Genomic DNA, 6,544 nt, shown 5'->3' with positions numbered 1-6,544 from the left:
TCGGAACTACGACCGATCGGAAGTACTGATCAGGGCGCAATGTTGCTATCAGATGCGAGGAAAGAGCTTTGGTACTTTCATCTGGTACTCGACGTATTCCTGTCCGAACCTTGCTCTCAAATCCTCTTCTTCCGAATCGGCAATATAGGATAATACTAGAGCAAGGATGAACGAATATATAAATCCCAGCAACGAACCGGCGAACAGTGCAAGCCCGAACGCGCCGATGATGCCACCGAGGTACATGGGATGGCGCACACGGGCAAAAGCACCCATTGTCACAAGCTTATTTTCAGGGACGAAAACCGCTTTTCGCAGGGAATAGCTGCCCCAGTAGATGATGAATAATCCGGCGGTAAATAATATGATTCCGAGGGCTGAAAAAACAACCGATACGGGATTGAAATCTTTTGATATGAGCCAGAAGTAAAGAAGTATGTTTGTTATTACAATGAAGGCATGGATGGATACGAGGAATATTCTTGAAATACGGCTGAAATACGGAAAAATGCGGGATTTTTTATATTTGAGAGCGATTATGTGGTAAGTGAGCACCATGTATGAAGTTATCAGGATGAACTCAAGATAACTTATCATAGCCCGTTAACCGGATTATACAGCGTATCGCGCTGCTGCGGCACCCGGTTAATCCCTCTTATCAACTGCTCAAACTCCGCCGGCGCCATATACTCGCCGTTAGCCGCGCCTGCGCTCTTTGATATATTTTCCTCCATCAACGTTCCGCCAAGGTCATTGGCGCCGAAGTTCAATGCCGACTGCGCAAGTTTCCTGCCGAGCTTGACCCAGCTTACCTGGATATTCCTGATATACGGGTACAGGAACACCCTTGCAAGCGCATGGAATTTCATGTCTTCAACTTCGTTTGAGCTTTGCAGTCCCGTCCCAAGGCGGTTGTTGGACGGCATGAAAGGAAGGGGTACGAATTCAGTAAACCTGCCAGTTTTTTTCTGCAACTCGCGTATTACTACGAGGTGTTCGATCCGCTCCTCAAGAGTTTCGATATGCCCGTACATTATTGTCGCAGTTGTGGGTATCCCGGACCTGTGTGCTGTCCTGACCACGTCTATCCATTCATGTGTTGTTAGTTTATCCGGACATATCTCTTCCCTGACCCTGTCAACCAGTATCTCAGCCGCAGTGCCCGGCATCGAGCCAAGCCCTGATTTTTTCAGGCACGAAAGCGTTTCTTTCACGCTCATGTTGCCGTTTCGCGCGGCATGGAACACTTCCATGGGAGAGAACGCATGGATGTGCAGTTGCGGGAACTCTTCCCTGATATTTTCAAGGATCTCGCAGTAATTGGAAACATCCCAGTCCGGAAGAAGCCCTCCCTGGATGCAGACTTCCGTAGCATTGAGTGCAACGGCAGCCCTTGTTTTTTCAAGGATTTCCGGGATGGATAGTATATACCCGTCATGCTTCCGGAAGGCGCAGAATTTGCATGTTCCGGTACATATGTTCGTGAAGTTGATGTTCCTGTTGATAACATAGGTGACCTTATCTCCTGCTGCTTGTTTGCGGAGCGTGTCCGCAAGTGAAAAGAGAAATGACGGAGCTTTATAAAGATCCAATGCATCCTGCAAAGTGCACTTTCCTGCCTCAACCCGGCACTGTACATCGTTCTGAATACTTTGTAATAGCTGTATATTACCACCTGAAGTTTGCAGGCATATAGTAATACTTATTAATATGTCTTCCGAAATCCTTCTGCATCAGAAAGTTTGCGGATTAACGGCTCAATTTCTTTACTGTACCATTTTTTCTTAACGTACTGCGGATATATCGGCAGCCGCTCCCGCAAAGGAATACAAACCATGTCATGGAGTTTCCGGATATCAGGCCAGGGAGACTCCGGGTTGATGTGGTCAATGGTCTCAGGCGAGATGCCGCCAAGGTCGCTTGCACCGCAGTGCACCAGTTCTTTCGGGTTTACCAGGTTCGGGGACACCTGTATCGCCACATCCTCAGGAAGGTTCTGCCTTGCCATCGAAACGGTTTTTATAATTTCCCCGATCCCCGGGGCATGCCAGGAAGCCATTTTGCTCCCGGGCTTGGGGATAAAGTTCTGGATTATTACCTCCTGGACATTACCGGATTCTTCGTGAACGTCCCTGATAGCCCGGATCGAGCGCACCCGGTCATCCCACGTTTCACCTATGCCTACAAGGAGCCCGGTGGTAAAAGGGATGCCGAGTTCTCCGGCATCCATAATGGTTTCAATGCGACTTTCGGGAACTTTCCCGGCGCAGCCTTCGTGGGCATCAACGGTGCCCACGGTCTCAAGCATTAGTCCCATACTGGCATTATACGGTTTCAGTTCCTCAAGCTCGTCTTTTTCAAGTATGCCGGGGTTGCTGTGGGGTAATAGACCGATATCTATAGAGAGTTTGCATAGCTCAATAAGATAGTCTATAATGGAACCGTATCCTGATGCTTTGAGCAAAGGCATGAAGCCTGAAACCTCCTCAGGTCGCTCGCCGAACGTAAAAAGCGCCTCGGAGCATCCGGCGCGCGCACCCCGCTCAAGTATATCAGTCACTTCGACGGGCGAGAGAAGTTTTGCCTCAGGGTGTCCCATGTCGCGCCTGAAGCCGCAATAGCCGCATTTGTTCCTGCAAACATTGGTGAGAGGGATGAAAACATTGCGTGAGAACGTGACAAATGGGGGAGCCATAGTCTGAAATTGTACCGGATGTACATAACGATGTCGAAAAATGCTAATTTTCTCTTATCCGTCACGTTCCTCGCCTTCATCATCATCCTCTTTTTCCTCAGCGAAAAATACCTTCTCATAAAGCAGCTTCTCGATCACCTGGGACACAAAAAGCCGCTTCTGGTATCTCATCAGGTCCTCGTTCATGTGCAACTGCGAATCTATCTGCACCCTGAATAATACGAACCTGAACCTGTCCATATTCTCGATATTCATCGATTTTATCGTCTCTATAAGATACGGCAGCTCATCAGGTTCGTCTATAGCCTGTGCGATAATAAGGATGTTATCCGGGACGTTTTCGACGTCCGGCTCCTTATTACCTGTTAAAAGCCTCAGTGTATCCATTAAGTATTTCTTGCCCTTGATGTTGACGTGATCCATAACCATTACATATTCTTTATCTACCAGCTTCTATATTAGCCAGACGGATGGCTATGGAAACCCCGATAATTTTGAAAACATTCTACAAAGGAAAGATAAAAGAGTATTTTACCAGAGCCGATGGAGAACTGCATACCGACCTCGGGATAATAAAACTCGAAGAACTCAGGACAAAGTCTCCCGGCGATATGGTAAAGTCCCATCTCGGTATTGAGTTCGTTATCCAGAAACCAAAGGCGCCAGATTTTTTCAAACATGCAAAGCGCAGCGGGGCGCCCATGATGCCCAAGGACATCGGGGTGATCATTGCGAACACCGGAGTGTGCTCTTCAGATCATGTACTGGATGCGGGCACAGGCTCAGGGATACTTGCCATATATCTTGGCGGGATCGCAAAAAAGGTAGTATCTTATGAGCAGAGGGAGGAATTTATAGGGATTGCGCGTCAGAATATAGCTCTTGCGGGGCTTTCCAACGTTGAGGTGCGACACGGGGATATAGTCGCGGAAATCCAGAAACTGGATGAGAGATTTGATGTAATAACCCTGGATACAATCGTTTCATCACAGGTGATACCTTATGTTCCGCAGGTAATTTATCCCGGAGGTTTTCTTGCCGTATATTCGCCTTTTTTTGAACAGACAAAAGAGATCAGGGAGGCGATCGGGAAAACCGGTTTTTCCCAGGTACAGACCATCGAGACCATCGAGCGTGAAATATCATTTACAGACAGGGGGACCCGCCCGGCAACAGCGAGGGTTGGTCATACGGGTTTTATCACGATAGCAAGGTATTGAATAGTAGTAAGGAAAATTATGGACGGATTATAAAGATAAAAAAAGGCAAAGAAAATATCATACGATTAGTAAAATAACAAATAACGTTTTATAAACAATTTTAAACCATAACAAATATCTATACGTATTTAAAACCCAGGAAAACATTAGGAATTGTAGTCATGTTTATGTTTGGAAAAAATATATCGATACGGTTGTGTATCTCCTGGCGAGGCGCTGATGCCTCCTTACAGCGCCTCCGGCATGGAACTGGAAAATTTTTCAAACCGGCTGGATTTTTCAAAATTACTGGATAGTAGTAAATCTTATTACTAATGCCGTCAAGTGCTGTACTGATGACGAAGGCGGTATTTATCATTATTTTTTTAATGTTATGGGTGCAGGTCTCAACAGCGCAGGTTTCTGACCAAAACGTGTTCACGATTGATATACACGGAAATGGAGATGCTCTATGGACTGTCGAAAAGCGTATGCCTCTCACCGCGTCTGAATTAAACGAATGGGAGGTAATGATAAAGAAGGGACAGAATATATCACGATACCAGAACCAGATTAAAAGCGATCTGGACGGATTGCTACTTTCTGCTAAAAACAGCTCAAATCGCTCCATGAAGATTGGAGATTTCAATATTTCCTATGGCACGGAAAGAACCCTATCAAGCGTAACTGGAATTATCGTGTACAGTTTTGAATGGAAAAATTTTTCACGCACATATTCAGGGAATATTTTAATAGGCGATACCTTTTCGGAAGGGAGCGTCTTTTCTCTGGACAGTACACTTATCATCAAGATCCCATCAGGTTTTGAGGTGCAGAGTGTATCTCCCAAGTTTGATAAACAAGTGGAAAATAGCCTGATATGGAATGGTCAAAGTTTCGGTAAAGGAGAGCCGTTCCTTGTGCTCAAGCCTGCTGTTGTTGACCAGGACACATCGTCTTTTACTTTGTCCACTGCTACATTAGTGATCCCTATAGTCATCCTGATATCCGGCACTTTACTCGTAACCTGGAAATGGAGACGCTCTCGCGGCAAAAAAGATAGTGCGGTTTTAACGGACAGCGACGAAAATGAGACGCCTCGGACTGGGAATATCGAGGCAGACACTGTCCGGACAAACGATAGCGGAACCGGCGCTTTAAGGACATATGGTAATGATAATGCGACGCAGACAGGTAGCCCCGGTGCTGGCATCGTTCAGCCGGACAAAGCCAGAGCCGAAGCAACCGCTCAAATAGATAATAATGGAATCGCCACATCTCAGGCAGGCGATGCTGGAATTAATGCAACTCCGGCGGATAATATCAAAACTGAAAGTGTCAAAGACGATATATCCCAGCCGCCGTTCCCCTACCTGCCAGAGGAATTTTTAAGCGATGAGGAGATGATAGAGCGATACCTGACAAAATGCGGCGGACAGGCATACCAATCCGATATAGTCAAGGATAGCGGACTCTCAAAGTCCAAGATAAGTATCGTTCTTGCAAAGATGAAAGATGATGGGAAAGTCATCAAGATAAAGAAAGGTAAAGAGAATATTATACGGCTGGCGGTCAAAAAAGAATAATGGACAAAATCGCTCTTTCAGTGAACCGGTTGTACGAGAAATTCCCGTACCCCTCTCTCCCCATCTGTACCGAACGCGACCTCATTAGCAAGCTCCATGCCAATGTGATGGGAAAGATCCTTGACACTGCGGGGCTGGAGCCGGACTCGCTTTCGGGAAAAGAGATACTGGACGCAGGCTGCGGCACAGGGGAAAAGGCGTGCTATTTCTCATATTACGGCGCGAATGTTATGGCTATAGATCTGTGCCGTTCTTCGCTCCAGAAAGCTATGCAGCTTGCGGAAAGATTCCATTTGCCTGTTGAGTTCGAGCACTGCGACCTTGCTGAGTTCAGAACAGGAAAAAGGTTTGACCACGTCTTTTGCCTTGGTGCGCTGCACCATACCAGGTACCCTTATAAGAACTTCGCATCACTTGCAGACCTGTGCAAGCCGGGAGGGACGGTAACCGTGGGGCTTTATAACAAATACGGGCGGCTGGCGCACAGGGTAACCAGGATGTGGATAGGGCTGAGGGCTGGTACTGATATCGACAAAAGGCTGGAATACGTCGAGAAATCAATCTACAGGAGAAAATTAAGGAGCGTCCATGAGACAGCATACGTCGCCGATAAATACGTCAATCCCCATGAGAGCTATCATTCGGTGGGCGAGGTGCTGGGGTGGTTTAAGAAGAATGGGATTACATATATCGGAGCGTACCCGCATGTTAAAGAAGGGGGATTTCCGGCTTTTTTGACCCAGTTGAGATGGATGGCAAAAGGGAGCGGTTTTTTATTGTGTCGGGGAGGAAGAATTGATGGTGGATAAAAAGAGGCGAAATCTCATGGAAAAAAAGCTGAAATTCTTTTTTGATAAAAAGGGGGATGTCTTAGATATCGCCATCGGCAAGCCAAGGAAAGACATTTCCAAAGAGATTGGCAATTTTGAATTTTGAGAAGCGATTTGAGCATAAAGATACGTCAGAGACACTGCCTATAACTGCTATTTTTCAAGAAAGCCCCTTCGGGGCAAAATTAACGTTTGAAAAGTCTCTATAATGCATATCGTATCTCCCCGTTCTTA

General features: G+C 46.5%; 8 protein-coding genes. 4 read left to right on the top strand and 4 right to left on the bottom strand.

The window, feature by feature from the left end:
- Nucleotides 1–48: 48 nt before the first annotated feature.
- Genes MNV_RS09100 through MNV_RS09085 form a run of 4 tightly spaced genes read right to left on the bottom strand, consistent with a single transcriptional unit; the run spans nt 49 to nt 3,118 of the window.
- Nucleotides 49–597 carry a methyltransferase family protein gene (locus MNV_RS09100; protein ID WP_096205405.1) on the bottom strand — a complete coding sequence of 183 codons (549 nt, stop codon included), beginning with the start codon at nt 595–597 and terminating at the stop codon, nt 49–51.
- Entirely contained in the window at nt 594–1,667 is a 1,074-nt protein-coding gene (cofH, locus tag MNV_RS09095; RefSeq protein ID WP_394336536.1) for a 5-amino-6-(D-ribitylamino)uracil--L-tyrosine 4-hydroxyphenyl transferase CofH, read from the bottom strand. The genes MNV_RS09100 and cofH overlap by 4 nt, the downstream gene beginning before the upstream one ends.
- 38 nt (nt 1,668–1,705) lie before the next feature.
- Nucleotides 1,706–2,695, bottom strand: a complete 990-nt coding sequence (gene cofG / locus MNV_RS09090; protein ID WP_096205401.1) for a 7,8-didemethyl-8-hydroxy-5-deazariboflavin synthase CofG — start codon at nt 2,693–2,695, stop codon at nt 1,706–1,708.
- A 54-nt stretch (nt 2,696–2,749) separates the two neighbouring features.
- Nucleotides 2,750–3,118 (bottom strand): hypothetical protein, encoded by a 369-nt coding sequence (locus tag MNV_RS09085; RefSeq protein ID WP_179293904.1) that lies wholly within the window; start codon nt 3,116–3,118, stop codon nt 2,750–2,752.
- Between the two features lie 47 nt (nt 3,119–3,165).
- Between MNV_RS09085 and MNV_RS09080 the strand changes: the two genes are divergently transcribed.
- The 4 genes from MNV_RS09080 (at nt 3,166) to MNV_RS19590 (ending at nt 6,416) form a co-directional block, all read left to right on the top strand.
- Nucleotides 3,166–3,915 (top strand): tRNA (adenine-N1)-methyltransferase, encoded by a 750-nt coding sequence (locus MNV_RS09080; protein ID WP_096205397.1) that lies wholly within the window; start codon nt 3,166–3,168, stop codon nt 3,913–3,915.
- A 335-nt stretch (nt 3,916–4,250) separates the two neighbouring features.
- Complete coding sequence (locus tag MNV_RS09075; RefSeq protein WP_143311710.1) at nt 4,251–5,480, top strand: helix-turn-helix transcriptional regulator; 1,230 nt, start codon at nt 4,251–4,253, stop codon at nt 5,478–5,480.
- Nucleotides 5,480–6,289 carry a class I SAM-dependent methyltransferase gene (locus tag MNV_RS09070; protein ID WP_096205393.1) on the top strand — a complete coding sequence of 270 codons (810 nt, stop codon included), beginning with the start codon at nt 5,480–5,482 and terminating at the stop codon, nt 6,287–6,289. Before MNV_RS09075 ends, MNV_RS09070 begins: the two co-directional genes overlap by 1 nt.
- Nucleotides 6,279–6,416 (top strand): hypothetical protein, encoded by a 138-nt coding sequence (locus MNV_RS19590; protein ID WP_179293903.1) that lies wholly within the window; start codon nt 6,279–6,281, stop codon nt 6,414–6,416. The genes MNV_RS09070 and MNV_RS19590 overlap by 11 nt, the downstream gene beginning before the upstream one ends.
- The last annotated feature ends 128 nt before the right edge of the window (nt 6,417–6,544 follow it).

The organism is Candidatus Methanoperedens nitratireducens (assembly GCF_900196725.1).
In the GTDB taxonomy this organism is placed as follows: Archaea; Halobacteriota; Methanosarcinia; order Methanosarcinales; family Methanoperedenaceae; genus Methanoperedens; species Methanoperedens nitroreducens_A.
The sequence above is the reverse complement of the archived record's forward strand: the minus strand, read 5'-3'. Positions and strand labels throughout refer to the sequence as shown.

Excerpts from the sequence above, each read along its gene's own strand:
- MNV_RS09080 (WP_096205397.1), top strand. The coding sequence starts at position 3,166 with ATGGCTATGGAAACCCCGATAATTTTGAAAACATTCTACAAAGGAAAG.
- cofG (WP_096205401.1), bottom strand. The coding sequence starts at position 2,695 with ATGGCTCCCCCATTTGTCACGTTCTCACGCAATGTTTTCATCCCTCTC.
- MNV_RS19590 (WP_179293903.1), top strand. The coding sequence starts at position 6,279 with ATGGTGGATAAAAAGAGGCGAAATCTCATGGAAAAAAAGCTGAAATTC.
- MNV_RS09100 (WP_096205405.1), bottom strand. The coding sequence starts at position 597 with ATGATAAGTTATCTTGAGTTCATCCTGATAACTTCATACATGGTGCTC.
- MNV_RS09070 (WP_096205393.1), top strand. The coding sequence starts at position 5,480 with ATGGACAAAATCGCTCTTTCAGTGAACCGGTTGTACGAGAAATTCCCG.
- MNV_RS09085 (WP_179293904.1), bottom strand. The coding sequence starts at position 3,118 with ATGGATCACGTCAACATCAAGGGCAAGAAATACTTAATGGATACACTG.
- MNV_RS09075 (WP_143311710.1), top strand. The coding sequence starts at position 4,251 with ATGACGAAGGCGGTATTTATCATTATTTTTTTAATGTTATGGGTGCAG.